Below are 16,737 nucleotides of genomic sequence, written 5' to 3'. Positions count from 1 at the left end.
AGCGAGACGATGCGCGACATCATGGGCATGATGGGCAAAGTCAAGGAAATGCAGGCCAAGATGGAGCAGATGCAGGCGGAGATCGCTGAGCTCACGGCCGAAGGCAAAGCGGGCGGCGGGCTCGTCGCCGTCGTCATCACGGGCAAAGGCGAGTTGAAGAGCCTGAAGATCGATCCGTCGCTGTTCAAGGAAGACGATGTCGAGATCCTCGAGGACCTGATCGTCGCCGCCCACAAGGACGCCAAGGACAAGGCCGAGGCGCTCGCCGCCGAAAAGACCAAGGCGCTGACGGCAGGCCTGCCGATCCCACCGGGCTTCAAGCTGCCATTCTGAGGCGGCCCACATATCAAGGTGTAAAGTGTGATCTAGAGCAATTCCAGGAAAAGTGCGAAGCGGTTTCCGTCCGGAATTGCGTCAAAAGAAAAGGTTAGAGCGGTTCTGCGTTTCTATGAAAAGCCGAACCGCTCTAGTGCGCTTGGTCGGCTTGGGATTCCAGCATGGCCCGAAGCTTGTAGTGAATTGGGGCCGCGAGATATCGCGCCCGATCTGCGCCCTGAAGCCTTCGGCCGAAGGTCTCCATTAGCTCGGGCATCGTAATCTTGTCTCCCGAAAAAGACGTGTATTCCATCGGCATCCCGGGCTCGACCACGCCGCCCCGGATGACGCGGCAATAGATGCCGGGACGGGCGGCGGCGGTGTAACGCTTGACGAATTTCGGATCGGCCATCCTGGCGGCGAAGGTGGCGCAGGGCATACGGCATGCCGTGACCTCGAGGATCAGATCGCCGACGATAAAGCGGTCGCCGACGGCGACGTCGCGATTATCCAGATCTGATATCACCATGTTCTCGCCAAAAGTACCGGCCTCGTAGGGTCGGCCCAGCTCCTGCGCCCACCAGTCGAGCGTCAGCGATCCCTCGACATAGACCGCCTGGTCGACGCCGCCATGGTGTTTGCGGTTGCAGATCGCATCGCCGACAAGACCTTCGGCGTCGATTATCACCGGGCCGTTGACGGCTTGTTTGAAGATGCCGGTCTTGTAGCTCTTGCCCGGCAGTCTTTCCGGATTGCCGGTGCACAAGGCCAGGATTTTCATGGGATGGCCGATCCTTCCGCGATTCCGTTTTCGTTCCATATCAGTTAAGAACGGCGCATGGCAAAACGAGTCACCGGACCCGAAATCGAAAAACTCATCCAGCTTCTGGCGAAGGTGCCGGGCCTCGGGCCGCGCTCGGCGCGCCGGGCGGCACTGCATCTGATCAAGAAGAAGGACCAGTTGCTCGGCCCGCTGTCGAATGCAATGGGCGAGGCCTATGACAAGGTGAAGATCTGCTCGCGCTGCGGCAATGTCGATACGGTCGATCCCTGCATTGTCTGCACCGACACGCAACGCGATCAATCCGTCATCATCGTCGTCGAGGACGTATCGGATCTCTGGGCGTTGGAACGGGCAGGCGCGATGAACGCCGCCTATCACGTGCTCGGCGGCACGCTGTCGCCGCTCGACGGGGTCGGTCCTGACGATCTCAACATTCGCGGCCTGATCGACCGTGTCGGCGAGGGCGGCATCCGGGAACTGATCATCGCGGTCAATGCCACGGTCGAGGGACAGACGACAGCGCATTACATCACCGACCAGTTGCAGGGGCTCGACGTGAAGATCACGCGGCTGGCGCACGGCGTGCCCGTCGGCGGCGAGCTCGACTATCTCGACGAGGGCACGCTTGCGGCGGCCCTTCGGGCGCGGACTGTGATATGAGGGGTTTGTCTATGCCGAAGAGCACGGGGATATTCGCACTCGCATTGGCGGCAGCTCTCCTGCCCCTCTCCTGTTACGCGGCCCCTTCGAAAGCCGATGTCGAGGCGCAGTTCGAGACCTGGGTGCAGGCCGACCTCTGGCCGGAGGCGAAGGCGAACGGCATTTCGGAGAAGGTCTTTCAAGCCGCTTTCTCAGGCATCACGCTGAACTGGAACCTGCCCGATCTCGCTCCGCCGGGCTTCCCGCCGCCGAAGGAGCAGAAGCAGACGCAGGCCGAATTTTCCTCGCCCGCTCCCTATTTCAACGAAGACCAACTGAAGAAGCTTGCCGCAACGGGACGCGGCTTTGCCGCCCAATACGGCTCGACGCTGAAGCGGATCGAAAAGACCTATGGCGTGCCGGGCTCGATCGTGCTGGCCATCTGGGGCCGGGAGACCGGTTTCGGTGCGGCGAAGATCCCGAATTCGGCGATCGAGGTGCTGGCGACCAAGGCCTTCATGTCGACGCGCAAGGAGATGTTCCGCACCGAGCTGGTGGCCGCACTCCATATTCTCGACGGCGGCGACGTCACACCTGCCGATTTCAAGGGTTCGTGGGCGGGCGCACTCGGCCAGCCGCAATTCATGCCGACGAGCTATCTAAAATATGCCGTGGATTTCGATGGCGACGGTCACCGTAATATCTGGACCTCGGTGCCCGATACGCTCGCCTCGATCGCCAATTACCTGGTCAAGAAAGGCTGGCAGCGCAACCGCGACTGGGGCTTCGAGGTGTCGATACCGGAGGCGGTCTCCTGCGCCCAGGAGGGACCTGATCTGGCAAAGCCGCTGTCGCACTGGGCCTCGCTCGGCATCGACCGCATCTCCGGCAAGGGCTTTCCCTCCGGCGAAATGAAGGCTGAGGGCATGATGCTGGTTCCGGCCGGCCGCGACGGACCGGAATTCATCGTCACCCCGAATTTCTACATCATCAAGGAATATAATAATTCCGATCTCTACGCGCTCTATATCGGCAACCTCGCCGACCGGATCGCCTATAATGGCGACGCCTTCCAAGGCAGATGGGGCGATGTCGGCAAGATGCTGCGCTCGGATGTCGCCGCCATGCAGAAGGCGCTGGAACGGCAGGGCTATGATGTCGGCGGTTCCGACGGTCTGCCGGGCTACAAGACCCGGCGTTCGATCGGCCAGTGGCAGGCAAAGAACGGCATGAAGCCGACATGCTTTCCCGAGGCGACGATGAAGGGCAAGCTGAAGTAACCGGCTTCAGAGATTGCGTTTCAAACCTTCATGGCTGGTGACGAAACCGAGCTTCTCGTAGAAGCGGATCGCATCCCCTCGCGTCTTGTCCGATGTCAGCTGCACGAGGCCGCAACCACGCTCGGCGCATTGGGCGATCGCCCATTCGATGAATTCAGAGCCGAGGCCAGAGCCGCGAAGATCGCTTGCAACACGCACGCTTTCGATCTGGCCGCGCCACATGCCCGTCCTCGAAAGACCGGGAACAAAGCTCAGCTGCAGGCAGCCGACGACCCGATCGGCCGCATCGGTTGCGACGGCCAGAAGCTGATTGGCGTCCGCCTCGATCGCGGCGAAGGCCGAGAGATAACGCGCGTCGACGGGATCCGAAACGATCTCCCTGGTGCCGCCAAGATCGTCATCGGCCAGAAGCCGGACGATGGCAGAAAGATCGGATTGGCGGGCGAGCCTGAATCTATACATGTTTGATCTCTGCACACCTGGTCTCAATGATGCAGATCGATCGGCGCCTTGTGGAAGACGTCGTCGCCCGGCGGAATGGCCTGGCGTTCGATCATGCGGTGGACATGCAGCGGACCTTCGCCGCGGTGAAGCGCACGCAGCCTGTCAGTATTTTCGGCATCGGCCTGCGTGCGTCGTTGATTGTGTCTAATGTATTCGACCCAGGTCGGCGTATGGTAGGTTTCCGTCCAAAGGCTGGGATTTTCAAGATCACGCATCAGCGCCCAGTTGCGGGCGCCGTCGCGGATGCGGATACGGCGGCGTTCGCCCATCAATTCCATGAACTCGGCAAGGTCCTCATCGGCAATTTCGTAATCGACCTGGATGACGATCGGGCCGCTACGCGGCGTGATGTCGAGACTGAGGGCCGGTTCGGTGAAGCGGTTCAGTGGGTCGAGATTGAGCGAGGCGAAGGCCGGCATGGAAAAACGCAGGCCGATCGCGATGCCGAGCAGCATGACGACGGATGACATCAGCAGCGCATCGGCGACGCCGTAGCGATCCGCAGCAACGCCCCACAGCCAGCTGCCGCCGGCGATGCCGCCGAAGGTGACGGTCTGGTAGAGCGACAGCGCCCGGCCGACCACCCAGCGCGGCGTCGAAAGCTGGACGATGGTGTTGAAGAGCGAAAGTGCGGAGACCCAGCAGGCGCCGGAAACGAGCAGCCCGGCGGAGGTCAAGACGGCGCTCGAGCTCACGGCTGCGATGACCGCGCTCAATGCGAAGCCGGCAAAGGAGAGCCGGATGATCATCTCGCTGGAAAGCACCTGGCGAAGCCTGGCATTCAGCACCGCACCGCCAATCGCGCCGATGCCGAAGGCGCCGAGCATGAAACCATAGGTCAGCGGGCCGCCGGCAACGAGATCGAGGGCGACGACCGGCAGCAGCGCCAGGATCGAGCTGGCGCCGATGCCGAAGAGCAGCCCCCTGACGAGGACCTTTTCAAGATTGGGCGACATCGAGACATAGCGCAGGCCGGCAAAGATGGCGCTGCCGAGCGCCTCACGCGGCAGGGTCGAGACGGGCGCGGCTGGCCGCCAGCGCAGCAGGGCATAGATCAAGGCGAGGTAACTCAGCGTATTCACCGCGAAGGCCGCGGCCGCGCCGGCAGCGGCGACGATGACGCCGCCGATCGCCGGGCCGACGCTGCGGGTGATGTTGAAACCCATGCTGTTCAGTGTGACCGCTGCCGGCAGATCGGCACGCGGCACCATATCGCCGACCGAGGCCTGCCAGGAGGGATTGTTGAGTGCGGTGCCGCAGCCGATCAGGAAGGTGAAGAAGAGCAGCAGCCAGGGCGTGATCCAGCCGAGAAGGGCTGAGGCCGTCAGCAGCGCCGAGACGGTGAGCATCATGCACTGCGCCGTCAGCATGACCCGGCGGCGGTCATAATTGTCGGCGAGCGCACCCGATATCAGCGAAAACAGCATGATCGGCAGCGCCGTCGAGGTCTGCACCAGCGCGACCATGTCCTCCGAGGCGGTGATCGTCGTCATCATCCAGGCAGCACCCACCGCCTGGATCAGGCCGCCGAAATTCGAAGAAAGGCTCGCGAACCAGATTGTGCGGTAGGTATCGTGCCGCAAAGGCGCCAATGTCGACGAAGTGTAGGCCACGATTTCTCCCGCTTTTGTTATTGCGCGCCAACGGCAATATATGCGCAAGACCGGCGCTGGCCATAGGCCTGTTCACGCGCGGCAAGCGAATTGACGGAATCGGTCGCAGACCTTGCAATTTCGGAAAAACCCGACTATATGGCTCTCAAATTCTTGATCGCTTGATGAAGAGTGGGCCGCAAGGACCCGCTCTTTTTTATTAGCGCGATCGCCGAAAAAGCATGAAATTGCGAGGAGCGCACCGCTTGTCGGATCTGACAAACGCAGACAATGAACGTGAGCCGCGGCTGATTACCGAAACCGGGCTCGACCAGCGTCTTGCCGATATCATCGAACCCGTTCTCGTCGACCTGGGCTTCCGGCTTATCCGCGTCCGCATGATGAACCAGAACGGCGCGACGATGCAGGTCATGGCCGAACGCAACGACGGCACGATGACGGTTCAGGATTGCGAAGAAGTCTCGATGGCGATTTCTCCCGTCCTCGATGTGGAAGATCCGGTCGATAAAGAGTATCATCTGGAAGTGTCTTCGCCCGGCATCGACCGTCCGATGGTGCGGAAATCCGATTTCGTCCGCTGGCAGGGCCACCTTGTGAAATGCGAGACGTCGATCTTGATCGACAATCGCAAGCGCTTCCGCGGCAAGATCGTCGAAGCAGGCACAGATGGTTTCACGCTTGAGCGTGACCAGATCGCCTATGGGGAAGAGCAGAAGGTCACCATTCCCTTCACGGCGCTTAGCGATGCGAAGCTCATTCTGACCGACGACCTGATCCGCGACGCGTTGCGCGCCGACAAGCTGGCGAAAGCCCAGGCCGCCAACCAGAACGAAGCGGACGACGAAGAATAACCGATCAACAGACCGCTCCAGGGACGGGAACCCGGCGAGTAAAGACGGAGAAACAAGACAATGGCAGTCAGTGCGAACCGGCTCGAACTTCTGCAGATCGCAGATGCAGTGGCGCGCGAAAAAGTCATCGACCGCGAGATCGTGCTGGCCGCAATGGCCGATGCCATCCAGAAGGCGGCACGCTCCCGTTACGGCACCGAGTCCAACATCCGGGCCGACATCAATCCGAAGACCGGCGAAATCCGCCTGCAGCGCCTGCTCGAAGTCGTCGAGAAGGCCGAGGATTATTCGACCCAGATCCCGCTGGAGCTGGCCCGCGATCGCAACCCGGACGCCGCACTCGGCGATTTCATCGCCGATCCGCTGCCGCCGATGGATTTCGGCCGCATCGCCGCACAGTCGGCCAAGCAGGTGATCGTGCAGAAGGTGCGTGAAGCCGAGCGCGACCGCCAGTTCGACGAATTCAAGGATCGCGTCGGCGAAATCGTCAACGGCACCGTCAAGCGCGTCGAATACGGCAACGTCATCGTCGATCTCGGTCGTGGCGAAGGCATCATCCGCCGCGACGAAATGATCCCGCGCGAAAACGTCCGCTATGGCGATCGCGTCCGTGCCTATGTCTATGATGTCCGCCGCGAGCAGCGCGGCCCGCAGATCTTCCTGTCGCGCACGCATCCGCAGTTCATGGTGAAGCTCTTCACCATGGAAGTGCCGGAGATTTACGATGGTATCATCCAAGTGAAGTCGGTCGCCCGCGATCCGGGTTCGCGCGCCAAGATCGCGGTGATCTCGAACGACAGCTCGATCGATCCGGTCGGCGCCTGCGTCGGTATGCGCGGCTCACGCGTTCAGGCCGTCGTCGGCGAACTCCAGGGCGAAAAGATCGACATCATTCCGTGGAGCCAAGACCCGGCGACCTTCGTCGTCAACGCCCTGCAGCCGGCTGAGGTCGCCAAGGTCGTTCTCGACGAGGATGCCGAGCGTATCGAAGTCGTCGTTCCCGACGAGCAGCTGTCGCTTGCCATCGGCCGCCGCGGCCAGAACGTCCGCCTCGCCTCGCAGCTGACCGGCTGGGATATCGACATCATGACGGAGGCCGAGGAATCGGAACGCCGCCAGAAGGAATTCAACGAGCGCACCAACCTGTTCATGGATTCGCTCGATGTCGACGAGATGGTCGGCCAGGTTCTGGCTTCGGAAGGTTTTGCCGCGGTTGAAGAACTGGCTTATGTCGATCTCGACGAAATCTCTTCGATCGACGGTTTCGACGAAGAGACGGCGCAGGAAATCCAGCAGCGCGCCCGCGAATTCCTCGAGCGTCTCGAAGCCGAGATGGACGAGAAGCGCAAGGCGCTCGGTGTTGAGGACGAACTTCGTGAAATCAACGGCATGACCGCCCAGATGATGGTGGCGCTCGGCGAAGACGGCATCAAGACGATCGAGGACTTTGCCGGCTGCGCTGCCGACGATCTCGTCGGTTGGACGGAGCGCAAGAACGGCGAAACGAAGAAGTTCGAGGGTCTGTTCTCGAAGTTCGACGTCTCGCGCGTCGAGGCAGAACAGATGATCGTCCAGGCCCGCCTTTCGGCTGGCTGGATCACGCAAGAGGACCTGGCGAAGGGGACCGAAGAAGAGGTCACCGAAGCCGAACAAGAAGCATGATGACCGCGCATGAACCGGACGCTCCTCTCGAGGACGACGATCTTGCAGGTTATGACGTGAACGGACGCATGTGCATCGTGACGCGCGAAAGCGGATCGCCGGAAGAGCTGATCCGGTTCGTCGCCGCTCCCGATGGAACAGTTGTCGCCGACCTGAAGCGCGAGCTTCCGGGACGCGGATGCTGGGTGAAGATCGACCGGTCGCTGGTCGACAGGGCGGTGGCGAAGAAGCTCTTCGCCCGCGCGTTGAAAATGGATGTGAAGGCGGCGGACGATCTCGGCGCGAGCGTCGATCGGCTGCTCGCGGCGCAATTGATGCAGATGATGAACATGGCGCGGAAAGCCGGCCAGTTCGTCAGCGGGTCCGCGAAAGTGGATGCCGCGGTTAGAAGCGGAGCAGCCCTTGCGGTGTTCCACGCGACCGGCGCAGCGGACGACGGCGTCCGGAAAATCGACCAGGCCCGCAAGGCCTGGCACCTCGGAATGGAGACCGAGGAGGAGATACCTTCCTTCCGTCTCTTCTCGGAGAGCGAAATGGAAGGCCTGATGGGCCAGAATGCTTTTATCCATGCCGCAGTGCTTGCAGGGCAGGCGGGTGAAGGTGTAGTGAAGCGCGCAAAGATGCTCGAACAGTACCGTATTGGCGGTCAGTCCCGGGCAGCGGGCGGCGCTGGCCGGCAAAAACAATGAGGCGGTCACCGGCATCGGCCGGTCCCATCCTCATTGATCGACAGTATTGAACGACAGGGTCTGATCTAGTCATCGCTCCCTGTCCGAAGGAACGGGAACGAATGACCGATAGTAACGACGACAAGACAATCAGCGTAGCGGGCAAAAAGACACTCACCCTGAAACCATCGGGGATGAGCCAGGGCACCGTTCGCCAGGATATGGGTCGAGGTCGCACCAAGGCGGTCGTCGTCGAGACCCGTAAGCGGCGCCCGATGCGCCCGGAAGATGAAAAGCCGATCACGCCCGTCGCTCCGGCGGCCCCCGTCCGCGCAGCCGAACCGGCGCCCGCACCCGTGCAGGCGCGTCCGCAGCAGCCGACGCCGGCTCCGCGGGTCCAGCAGGGCAACAACAACCAGACGAACCAGCGTCCGCAGCAGCAGTCCCACCAGCCGCAGCGCCAGAACGATCGTCCGCGCCCGGTGGTGCTGAACCATCTGTCGCCGGAAGAGATGGACGCCCGCCGCCGCGCGCTTGCCGACTCCCAGGCGCGTGACGCCCAGGATGCGATCCGCCGCGCCGAGGAAGAAAAGCGCCGTGCCGCCGAAGAGGTGATCCGCAAGGCCGCCGAAGCGGAGGAAGCTGCCCGCAGGGCCGCTGAAGAGGCTATCCGGCAGGCTGAAGCACCCGCTGTTGCCGAACCCGCAGCCGCAGAACCGGCTCCGACCGAAGCACGCTCCGACGCGCCACGGCCGCCGCAGCCCGCATCGTCGGCACCGGCCGCACGCCGGCCCGATGCGGCTGGAGCACCTGCTGCCCGTCCGGCACCCGGCGCTGCCGTTCCTGGGGCCGTTCGCGGCCGTCGCGAGGAAAAGGAAGACGACGATCGTGGCGCAGCGCGCGGCGGTCCTGTCCGTGGCCGCGTTGTTCGCCCGGAACCCGCAAAGCCGGTCACGACTCGTCCGAAGACGGATGAAGAGCGCCGTCGCGGCAAGTTGACGATCACCACTGCCAACGTCGACGGCGAAGACAATGCCCGCGGTCGTTCGCTCTCGGCGATGCGTCGCCGGCAGGAGAAGTTCCGCCGCGGTCAGATGCAGGAAACCCGCGAGAAGATCTCCCGCGAGGTGGTTCTGCCCGAGACCATCACCATTCAGGAACTGTCGCAGCGCATGTCCGAACGCGCCGTCGACGTCATCAAGTACCTGATGAAGGAAGGCCAGATGATGAAGCCGGGCGACGTCATCGACGCCGACCTTGCCGAACTCATCGCCGGCGAATTCGGCCATACGGTCCGGCGCGTGTCTGAATCCGACGTCGAACTCGGCATCTTCAACGTGTCCGACGACGATGGCGAACTGGTTTCGCGCCCACCCGTCGTTACCATCATGGGCCATGTCGACCACGGCAAGACCTCGCTGCTCGACGCCATCCGCCATGCCAACGTGGTCTCCGGCGAAGCCGGTGGCATCACCCAGCATATCGGCGCCTATCAGGTGGAGCAGAACGGTCAGAAGATCACCTTCATCGATACGCCCGGCCACGCCGCCTTCACGGCAATGCGTGCCCGCGGTGCGCAGGCGACCGATATCGCGATCCTGGTCGTCGCTGCCGACGACAGCGTGATGCCGCAGACGATCGAATCGATCAACCACGCCAAGGCGGCCGGTGTTCCGATCATCGTGGCGATCAACAAGGTCGACAAGCACGAGGCTGATCCGCAGAAGGTCCGCAACCAGCTGCTGCAGCACGAAGTCTTCGTGGAATCCATGGGCGGTGAAGTGCTTGACGTCGAGGTTTCGGCCAAGACCGGCAAGAACCTCGACAAGCTGCTCGAGGCGATCCTGCTGCAGGCGGAAATTCTCGATCTCAAGGCCAATGCGAACCGGACCGCGGAAGGCACTGTCATCGAAGCCCAGCTCGATCGTGGCCGTGGTTCGGTCGCGACCGTGCTCGTCCAGAAGGGCACGCTGCGTCCGGGCCAGATCATCGTCGCCGGCGACGTCTGGGGTCGCGTGCGCGCGCTCGTCACCGACAAGGGCGACCATGTGAAGGAAGCTGGTCCGGCAACGCCGGTCGAGGTTCTCGGTCTTTCCGGCACGCCGCAGGCGGGCGACAAGTTCGCCGTCGTCGAAAGCGAAAGTCGCGCCCGCGAAATCTCGGAATATCGTCAGCGTCTGGCCCGCGACAAGGCGGCTGCCCGCCAGTCGGGACAGCGCGGTTCTCTGGAACAGATGATGATGCAGCGCCAAAGCGTCGGCATCAAGGAGTTCCCGCTGGTCATCAAGGGCGACGTGCAGGGCTCGATCGAAGCGATTGCCGGCGCGCTGGAGAAGCTCGGCACCGACGAAGTCCGCGCCCGCATCGTCCATTCGGGCGCCGGCGGCATCACCGAGTCGGATATCTCGCTCGCCGAAGCCTCGAACGCGGCCATCATCGGCTTCAACGTTCGTGCGAATACGCAAGCACGCCAGTTCGCCGAGCGCGAAGGCATCGAGATCCGCTACTACAACATCATCTACGACCTCGTGGATGACGTGAAGGCAGCGATGTCGGGCCTCTTGTCTCCGGAGCGGCGCGAAACCTTCATCGGCAATGCCGAGATCCTCGAGGTGTTCAACATCACCAAGGTCGGCAAGGTCGCGGGCTGCCGTGTCGTCGAAGGCAAGGTCGAACGTGGTGCGGGCGTCCGCCTCATCCGCAACGACGTCGTCGTTCACGAAGGCAAGCTCAAGACGCTCAAGCGCTTCAAGGACGAAGTGTCCGAAGTGCCGATGGGTCAGGAATGCGGCATGGCCTTCGAAAACTACGAGGACATGCGCGCCGGCGACGTCATCGAGTGCTTCCGCGTCGAGCATATCACGCGCACGCTCTAAACAGCTGCGCCTGAACTTTTCCGAAAGCCATCCGCTAGCCGGCGGATGGCTTTCGGGCATCTGCCGACTTGACCTTTTCGACCAAAAGAGTCATGGACGCTCTCCTTTGACGGGTTCGATTCCCAGCCGCATCGGCAAATAGAGATAACAATGACCAGAGCAACTTCTTCCGCGCCTTCGCAGCGCATGCTGCGCATTGGCGAACAGGTTCGCGCCGCTATCACCCAGGTGCTGCAGCGCGGCGAAGTGCGTGACGACGTCATCGAGGCGACCGTGATCTCGATCTCGGAAGTGCGCATGTCGCCGGACCTCAAGATCGCCACCGCCTATGTGACGCCGCTCGGCGTTTCCGACCACAGCATCGTCATCGAGGCGTTGAACCGCCACGCGAGGTTCATCCGCGGCCGGCTCGGGCCGCAGCTCCGGCAGATGAAATACATGCCGGAGGTGCGCTTCCGCGACGATACCAGCTTCGACAACTACAAGAAGATCGACGAGCTGCTGCGTTCGCCCGAGGTGAGCCGCGACCTCGACGGCGATAATGACGAACAATAAACAGAAGAGACGCATGTCCAAACCACGCAAACCCAAGGGCCGGCCGATTTCCGGCTGGCTGATCCTCGACAAGCCGGTGGATTTCGGCTCGACGGAAGCCGTTTCCAAGATCAAGTGGCTCTATAAGGCTGAGAAGGCCGGTCATGCCGGCACGCTCGATCCGCTCGCCTCCGGCATGCTGCCGATCGCGCTCGGCGACGCGACGAAGACTGTCCCCTACGTGATGGACGGCCGCAAGATCTATGAATTCACGGTGAGCTGGGGCGAGGAGCGTGCGACCGACGATCTCGAGGGCGACGTGACCAAGAGTTCGGACAAACGCCCGAGCGAACAGCAGATCCGCGATATCCTGCCTGGATATATCGGTACCATCAGCCAGGTGCCGCCGCAGTTTTCCGCTATCAAGATATCCGGTGAACGCGCCTATGATCTGGCGCGCGAAGGCGAAACCGTCGAAATCCCCTCGCGTGAGGTCGATATTTTTCGGCTGACCTTGCTCGCCTGCCCGGACGCCGACAGCGCGCATTTCGAAGTGGAATGCGGCAAGGGTACCTATGTCAGGGCGCTGGCGCGCGATTTCGGCCGCGAGCTCGGCTGCTACGGCCATGTGTCCGGGCTGCGGCGCACCTTCGTCGCGCCTTTCGCGGAAGAGGCCATGGTGCCGCTCGCGGATCTCGTGGCACTGGAGGCGATCGAGGATATGGACGAGCGCCTGGCGGCCCTCGACGCGCTGCTGATCGACACCTGCGAAGCGCTATCCTCCCTGCCCCATCTCGTCATCAACGACGACCAGGCGCACCGGCTGAAGATGGGCAACCCGATCCTGGTGCGTGGCCGCGATGCGCCGGTTGCCGAAAGCGAAGCCTATGCGACGGCCCGCGGCAAGCTGATCGCGATCGGCGAGATCGGCCAGGGCGAGTTTCGCCCGAAGCGGGTTTTCGCCTGAGCCTATCTCGCTTTCTGACAACGACAGCGATTGTCAGCCGGTAGCGATGCGATATCTTCCCTGTCGGGCCATAGCGGCCCGAGGGGCCATGGGGGCCTGACAGAGGGAAAGATCATGCGCGGAACTGCTATCGGAATCCTGACGTTCTTTTCGATGTTTCTCGCCGTCGCCGGCGCTCGATCCGCCGAGCGCTGGGCCGAGCTCCCGGCCTCTCCTTCGATGCCGACGGCAAGGACGAGCGGCATGGCCGAAGTGAACGACATCAAGATGTATTACGCCGAATACGGCGAAGGCGACCCCATCCTGTTCATTCACGGCGGTCTTGGAAATGCCGAGGTCTGGGGTCATCAGGTCGCCGATTTTGCCAAGGACCACCTGGTCATCGTTGCCGACAGCCGCGGCCATGGACGTTCGACGCGCAGCCAGCAGCCCTTCGGCTATGACCTGATGACATCGGATTATGTGGCACTTCTCGACTATCTGAAGATCGACAAGGTGACGCTTGTCGGATGGTCGGACGGCGGCATCATCGGCATCGACATGGCGATGAAACACCCGGAAAAATTGACCCGCGTCATTGCCCAGGCAGCCAACGTCACAACAGACGGCGTCAAGGCTGACGTCATGGACAATAAGACCTTCAACGACTACATCAACGTCGCCGGCGAGCAGTACCGGAAGCTTTCGCCGACACCGAACGAATACGACGCCTTCGTCAAGCAGATCTCCGAAATGTGGGCAACCCAGCCGGCCTGGACGGCCGCCGATCTTGGCAAGATCTCGGTGCCGGTGACACTTGCCATCGGCGATCATGATGAAGCCGTAAAGCTCGACCATACGGAAATGATGGCAAAACAGATTCCGGGCGCCAAACTCGTCATCCTGAAAGATGTGAGCCATTTCGCCATGCTGCAGGATCCTGCAGCCTATGACGGGATGATCCGGGGCGCCATGGCGGGCCGTTGAAGCCGCCAAGGACGACCCCTCTTTCCATCGATCCATATTTGGTTTATAGGCAGCGCCAGCATCGGGTACGCCCGTTTGCATTCACGGCCAAAGCTGGACGACATCCCGGCTTTTGGCGACTTTAATCTCCTCCTCTTAGAAAGGATCACCCGATGTCGATCACTGCTGAGCGCAAGTCTGCACTGATCAAGGAATATGCGACCGTTGAAGGCGATACCGGTTCTCCGGAAGTCCAGGTCGCGATCTTGACCGAACGCATCAACAACCTGACCGAACACTTCAAGGACCACAAGAAGGATAACCATTCCCGCCGTGGCCTGCTGACGATGGTTTCGAGCCGCCGCTCGCTTCTTGATTATCTCAAGAAGAAGGATGAAGGCCGCTATTCCAAGTTGATCACGAGCCTGGGTATCCGCCGCTAAGATTGTCCGGCGGGCGCTTTCCGAGCGCCCGCCGGATCTGTTTCGGGACAAGGCTCCCGATGAAATGTTCCAGCCGCGCCCTATCTTTTAGCGGTGGAACGACCGGCAGACCCGGATGGGCCGGATCTGCCAAACCAACCGTTGACCTGTCATGGGGCAGGATTGCCGGATGCTTTCGGCCAAGGCTTGTCAATGAGCTTTGGCCCGGTTTCTCAGGAACGCCCGAGGAAACCGAGGATGAAAAGCCTCCCGTTGTCTTGCCCGTGATACGTCACATTGATTGCGGTCGACTGTGCGCTGCGCCTTGATATCGGCGATGGCGCGTGCTCCCGCATTGAAGGACAAGACATGTTTGATACACACACAGTGGAAATCGAGTGGGCCGGCCGCCCGCTGAAGCTCGAAACCGGCAAGATCGCCCGTCAGGCCGACGGCGCGGTTCTCGCCACCTACGGCGAAACCGTTGTTCTCGCCACCGTCGTCTCGGCCAAGGCGCCGAAGGCCGGCCAGGACTTCTTCCCGCTCACCGTCAACTACCAGGAAAAGACCTACGCAGCCGGCAAGATCCCCGGCGGCTATTTCAAGCGCGAAGGCCGTCCGAGCGAAAAGGAAACCTTGGTTTCCCGCCTGATCGACCGCCCGATCCGCCCGCTCTTCCCTGAGGGCTACAAGAACGACACGCAGGTCGTCGTTACCGTTATCCAGCATGACCTCGAAAACGATCCCGACGTGCTGTCGATGGTTGCCACCTCGGCTGCGCTGACGCTGTCCGGCGTTCCCTTCATGGGCCCCGTCGGCGGTGCGCGCGTCGGCTACATCAACGGCGAATACGTTCTCAACCCGCATCTCGACGAGATGGACGAATCGAGCCTCGATCTCGTCGTCGCCGGCACTTATGACGCCGTGCTGATGGTGGAATCCGAAGCCAAGGAACTTAACGAAGACGTCATGCTCGGCGCCGTCATGTTCGGCCACAAGGGCTTCCAGCCAGTTCTCGACGCGATCATCAAGCTCGCCGAAGTGGCCGCCAAGGAGCCGCGCGACTTCCAGCCGGAAGACTACTCCGCTCTCGAAACCGAGATGCTCGGCCTTGCCGAAGGTGAACTTCGCGAAGCCTACAAGATCACCCAGAAGGCTGATCGCTACGCCGCCGTCGACGCCGTCAAGGCGAAGGTGAAGGCGCACTTCCTCCCCGAGGAAGGCGAAGCCCGGTACACACCTGAAGAAGTCGGCGCGATCTTCAAGCATCTGCAGGCGAAGATCGTCCGTTGGAACATCCTCGACACCAAGAGCCGCATCGACGGCCGCAACCTCGAAACCGTCCGTCCGATCGTTTCGGAAGTCGGCCTTCTGCCGCGCACCCACGGTTCGGCGCTGTTCACCCGCGGCGAAACCCAGGCGATCGTGGTTGCCACGCTCGGCACCGGCGAAGACGAGCAGTATGTCGACAGCCTGACGGGCATGTACAAGGAGCGCTTCCTGCTCCATTACAACTTCCCTCCCTACTCGGTTGGCGAGACCGGCCGCATGGGCTCCCCGGGTCGCCGCGAAATCGGCCACGGCAAGCTCGCATGGCGCGCGATCCGTCCGATGCTGCCGACACCTGAGCAGTTCCCCTACACGCTGCGCGTCGTCTCTGAGATCACCGAGTCGAATGGTTCGTCCTCGATGGCGACCGTCTGCGGTACCTCGCTCGCTTTGATGGACGCCGGCGTTCCGCTGGCAAAGCCGGTTGCCGGTATCGCCATGGGTCTGATCCTGGAAGGCGATCGCTTCGCTGTCCTGTCCGACATTCTCGGTGACGAAGACCACCTCGGCGATATGGACTTCAAGGTCGCCGGTACCGCCGACGGCATCACCTCGCTGCAGATGGACATCAAGATCACCGGTATCACCGAAGAGATCATGAAGGTCGCCCTTGGCCAAGCCCAAGGCGGTCGTGTCCACATCCTCGGCGAAATGTCCAAGGCCATCACCGAAAGCCGCGGCCAGCTCGGCGAATTCGCTCCGCGCATCGAAGTCATGAACATCCCGGTCGACAAGATCCGTGAAGTCATCGGCTCCGGCGGCAAGGTCATTCGCGAAATCGTCGAAAAGACCGGCGCGAAGATCAACATCGAGGACGACGGCACCGTCAAGATCGCCTCCTCCTCCGGCAAGGAGATCGAAGCGGCCCGCAAGTGGATCCACTCGATCGTTGCCGAACCTGAGATCGGCCAGGTCTACGAAGGCACGGTCGTCAAGACCGCCGACTTCGGCGCCTTCGTCAACTTCTTCGGCGCCCGTGACGGCCTCGTCCACATCTCGCAGCTCGCTTCCGAGCGTGTTGCCAAGACGCAGGACGTCGTCAAGGAAGGCGACAAGGTCTGGGTCAAGCTGCTCGGCTTCGACGAACGCGGCAAGGTTCGCCTGTCGATGAAGGTCGTCGACCAGGCCACCGGCCAGGAAATCCCGAACGAGAAGAAGAAGGAAGAAGCGGCCGAATAAGCCGCCTTCCAGATTCAATACCGGGCGCGGGAATGCTTCCGCGCCCTTTTTTGTATCCTAAAGCGCGGTGCGATCGTTCAGATCGCTTGCCGCACTTCAGGTCTTTGGTTTTGCGCATGTCGTGCTCGCAAAACCGCTGAACACTTTTGCGCGACATGCTTTAGGACGA

15 protein-coding genes are annotated in these 16,737 nt (G+C 61.9%); 12 read left to right on the top strand and 3 right to left on the bottom strand.

Features of this window, described 5'->3' with window-relative positions; all coding sequences use genetic code 11:
• Window positions 1–9: 9 nt before the first annotated feature.
• Window positions 10–333, top strand: a complete 324-nt coding sequence (locus B5P46_RS32330) for a YbaB/EbfC family nucleoid-associated protein (RefSeq protein WP_003544342.1) — start codon at window positions 10–12, stop codon at window positions 331–333.
• Window positions 334–466: 133 nt separating this feature from the next.
• Here B5P46_RS32330 and B5P46_RS32325 read toward each other — a convergent pair whose 3' ends face one another.
• On the bottom strand, window positions 467–1,096 hold the full coding sequence (locus tag B5P46_RS32325; protein WP_129422273.1) for an MOSC domain-containing protein: 630 nt from the start codon (window positions 1,094–1,096) through the stop codon (window positions 467–469).
• A gap of 57 nt (window positions 1,097–1,153) precedes the next feature.
• Between B5P46_RS32325 and recR the strand changes: the two genes are divergently transcribed.
• Complete coding sequence (gene recR / locus B5P46_RS32320; protein WP_003555792.1) at window positions 1,154–1,759, top strand: recombination mediator RecR; 606 nt, start codon at window positions 1,154–1,156, stop codon at window positions 1,757–1,759.
• A gap of 11 nt (window positions 1,760–1,770) precedes the next feature.
• The gene (locus B5P46_RS32315; RefSeq protein WP_129422272.1) at window positions 1,771–3,018 is read left to right on the top strand and encodes a lytic murein transglycosylase; all 1,248 of its coding nucleotides are present in this window, start codon (window positions 1,771–1,773) and stop codon (window positions 3,016–3,018) included.
• Window positions 3,019–3,024: 6 nt separating this feature from the next.
• On the opposite strand, the gene B5P46_RS32310 is transcribed toward B5P46_RS32315, so the two are convergent.
• Window positions 3,025–3,480: a GNAT family N-acetyltransferase gene (locus B5P46_RS32310; RefSeq protein ID WP_129422271.1), complete on the bottom strand. Its 456-nt coding sequence runs from the start codon at window positions 3,478–3,480 to the stop codon at window positions 3,025–3,027.
• A 23-nt stretch (window positions 3,481–3,503) separates the two neighbouring features.
• Window positions 3,504–5,183: an MFS transporter gene (locus B5P46_RS32305; RefSeq protein ID WP_206735442.1), complete on the bottom strand. Its 1,680-nt coding sequence runs from the start codon at window positions 5,181–5,183 to the stop codon at window positions 3,504–3,506.
• 197 nt (window positions 5,184–5,380) lie between these two features.
• Between B5P46_RS32305 and rimP the strand changes: the two genes are divergently transcribed.
• From rimP to pnp, 9 genes are all read left to right on the top strand, one after another.
• Entirely contained in the window at window positions 5,381–5,986 is a 606-nt protein-coding gene (rimP, locus tag B5P46_RS32300) for a ribosome maturation factor RimP (RefSeq protein ID WP_003544329.1), read from the top strand.
• Between the two features lie 60 nt (window positions 5,987–6,046).
• A complete protein-coding gene (nusA, locus tag B5P46_RS32295; RefSeq protein ID WP_129422269.1) occupies window positions 6,047–7,648 on the top strand; it encodes a transcription termination factor NusA in 1,602 nt (533 codons plus the stop codon).
• Window positions 7,645–8,337, top strand: coding sequence for an RNA-binding protein (locus tag B5P46_RS32290; RefSeq protein ID WP_171376589.1), 693 nt, complete (start codon window positions 7,645–7,647; stop codon window positions 8,335–8,337). The genes nusA and B5P46_RS32290 overlap by 4 nt, the downstream gene beginning before the upstream one ends.
• A 101-nt stretch (window positions 8,338–8,438) precedes the next feature.
• The gene (infB, locus tag B5P46_RS32285; RefSeq protein WP_129422268.1) at window positions 8,439–11,192 is read left to right on the top strand and encodes a translation initiation factor IF-2; all 2,754 of its coding nucleotides are present in this window, start codon (window positions 8,439–8,441) and stop codon (window positions 11,190–11,192) included.
• Between the two features lie 150 nt (window positions 11,193–11,342).
• A complete protein-coding gene (gene rbfA, locus B5P46_RS32280) occupies window positions 11,343–11,747 on the top strand; it encodes a 30S ribosome-binding factor RbfA (RefSeq protein ID WP_129422267.1) in 405 nt (134 codons plus the stop codon).
• A gap of 13 nt (window positions 11,748–11,760) precedes the next feature.
• A complete protein-coding gene (gene truB / locus B5P46_RS32275) occupies window positions 11,761–12,693 on the top strand; it encodes a tRNA pseudouridine(55) synthase TruB (RefSeq protein WP_129422266.1) in 933 nt (310 codons plus the stop codon).
• 114 nt (window positions 12,694–12,807) lie between these two features.
• Entirely contained in the window at window positions 12,808–13,659 is an 852-nt protein-coding gene (locus B5P46_RS32270) for an alpha/beta fold hydrolase (protein WP_129422265.1), read from the top strand.
• A 152-nt stretch (window positions 13,660–13,811) separates the two neighbouring features.
• Window positions 13,812–14,081 (top strand): 30S ribosomal protein S15, encoded by a 270-nt coding sequence (gene rpsO / locus B5P46_RS32265; protein ID WP_003544317.1) that lies wholly within the window; start codon window positions 13,812–13,814, stop codon window positions 14,079–14,081.
• Between the two features lie 348 nt (window positions 14,082–14,429).
• A complete protein-coding gene (pnp, locus tag B5P46_RS32260; protein ID WP_129422264.1) occupies window positions 14,430–16,568 on the top strand; it encodes a polyribonucleotide nucleotidyltransferase in 2,139 nt (712 codons plus the stop codon).
• The last annotated feature ends 169 nt before the right edge of the window (window positions 16,569–16,737 follow it).

The organism is Rhizobium leguminosarum (genome assembly GCF_004123835.1).
In the GTDB taxonomy this organism is placed as follows: domain Bacteria; phylum Pseudomonadota; class Alphaproteobacteria; order Rhizobiales; family Rhizobiaceae; genus Rhizobium; species Rhizobium leguminosarum_M.
This window is presented reverse-complemented; position numbering and strand designations above follow the sequence as displayed.